Origin of the sequence: Rhizobium sp. PDO1-076, assembly GCF_000247475.1 — a bacterium.
In the GTDB taxonomy this organism is placed as follows: domain Bacteria; phylum Pseudomonadota; class Alphaproteobacteria; order Rhizobiales; family Rhizobiaceae; genus Allorhizobium.
Map to the genome: position 1 here is coordinate 1 of NZ_AHZC01000324.1, position 862 is coordinate 862.

Consider the following 862-nt stretch of genomic DNA (forward strand, 5'->3'; position numbering starts at 1 on the left):
CCGTAGGTTCTATGCAGCGCAGCTCAGAAAGTTCCGTGAGCTCGGAAACCGACGCAGTCCGGCCCAAGCTTGAGCAAACTACTCCACCTAATAATGTGCCGGTCGAAGATGCCTCACAGAACGATGATCCTGAAAAGGATGTTAATTCGTCTGTGCTGGCACAGTTGGATGCTGCAAACGCTAAAAAGCCCGAGCCGATTGCGCCGAATAATTCCTGGTGTTTGGCTAAGATCAAAAAAGGCTTTAATTTAGTCTCTGATTCTATTCAGTCTATATTTCGATCGGGTTGGATTGCCCTTGGCTGGGCTGCTGGTAAAGGTCGAAGCCTTGTGAATTGGGCAAGTCAGCCATTTCAATCTGGCGTCAAAATTGATTTTATCCGCCTAACAGAGGTGAACGGGGAGAAGGTTGACGCGTTCGCACAATCGGACGGTACTACCCCTTTTGCTCATGGGAAGTTAACTGAGACGCAAGCCCTTCTTTCCAATGATGATGCCATCGCTGGGGAAGAGATTGACGGCGGCGCGGATGACTACAGCGACTACGGGAATGCTTCATTTTCGGGCGATGATTGGACTTGTACTATGGTCAGCGATTTGGATCCTGGAGCCAAGGTGGCGGGTACGGTGAACCAGCCAGTCGAGGCTAGCGCCGATGGGGACAGTGTACGGCGTGATCGATATAGTGGAATCCAGGAGGGCAACTCGGATTGGGATGAACCGGATGCTGCTCTCTCGAAGCTCAAAGCGGACGGCGGTTTTAGCCCGCAGCGACAGGACTGATAAACCCTCTGGTTTTTGGGTTCAAATCGGGATTCGATCGTGTGGCATCGTAAACTTAACGGGGGACTGTCAGGAATTTC

Annotated in this window: 1 protein-coding gene; it reads left to right on the top strand. The window is 51.5% G+C overall.

The window, feature by feature from the left end; genetic code table 11:
• The coding region (locus tag PDO_RS16065) for a hypothetical protein (protein ID WP_007604085.1) at nucleotides 1–782 on the top strand (782 nt) is incomplete at its 5' end.
• Nucleotides 783–862: the final 80 nt, after the last annotated feature.